At 76.2% G+C, this 1084-nt stretch carries 1 pseudogene; it reads right to left on the reverse strand.

The window, feature by feature from the left end:
* Positions 1-503: pseudogene (locus tag KN815_RS49260) on the reverse strand (hypothetical protein); the annotation flags it as partial.
* Between the last annotated feature and the right edge of the window lie 581 nt (positions 504-1084).

Below are 1084 nucleotides of genomic sequence, written 5' to 3' on the forward strand. Positions count from 1 at the left end.
CTCGCCCCGCCCGTCTCGCCCGGGCCGTCCGCACCCGGACGGCGCCGCCCGCCGGACGACCGGGGCGCGTTCCCCGTACGGGGGCTGCGCGGGCCGATGACCGTGGGGGTGTCGTCGTCGAAGGCGATCCGCGGCAGCACCTGTGTGGCGCCCGCGTCCTCGGCGCCCTCCCCGGAGCGGGAACGGCCCAGCCCGTCGGAAAGGCCGTCGGACAGACTGTCGGTCAACCCCTCGGCGGAGTACCGCACGGCCTGAAGCAGCCGGGTCGCCGCGGTGTCCCCGCCGGGGCGGGTGCGGCCACTCCACACCACGGGCGGCCGACGCCGGCCCGGGGCCGGGACGCGGGTGAGCCGGGCCGTGCTCGCCAGCGCGCTGCTGACGACCGGGGCGCTGAGCTGCACCCGGAAGCTCGGGGCGTTGACGGCGACCTGCGCGGGATCGCATGGCACCTTGGCCATGGTCAACTGCGGCTCGTCGTCGAATCCCCGCGCGCTTCCCGCCATGGGCGAAGGCATGCGGGCTTTTCTGGTCTCCACGCCCAACTAACCGAGCGACGGACGGGAAAGACACTGCCGGGGACGTCCCGATCTGTCCGAGGCCCGTCAAGATCATCAGCCACCGGACGCGAGGCGGGACGGCCCGGGCCAGGCCACCCACGCCCCGACCCACGACCGAACCGTGCGCACCTTACGGCCGCGCCGTGCGCGCCTTACGGCCGCGCCGGGCCCGTTCCACGACCGGACGGACCCTCTTTCACGGCCGCACCGGCCCCACATCACGACCGAACGAGGCCCACATCACGACCGGACGAGGCCCGCATCGCGACCGGACGGGGCCGGACTCACGACCGAACCGGGCCGGACTCGCACCACGACCGCGCCGGCCCCGCATCACGGCCGAACCGGGCCCGCGCCCAGGCCCGCTCGGTCGCGGAGCACCTGGCAGACGCGGTGAAGTCGGCCTGGGCCGGCGGACAGCCGACAGCGGCTCTCGGCCCGGGGGCCACCGCCACGCGGGCGCTGGTGTCGGCCGCCGTCGGCCAACCCAGGGGCCCAACCCAGGGGCCCAACCCAGCCCCTCCGGC

Source organism: Streptomyces niphimycinicus (genome assembly GCF_018883605.1).
Lineage (GTDB): Bacteria > Actinomycetota > Actinomycetes > Streptomycetales > Streptomycetaceae > Streptomyces > Streptomyces niphimycinicus.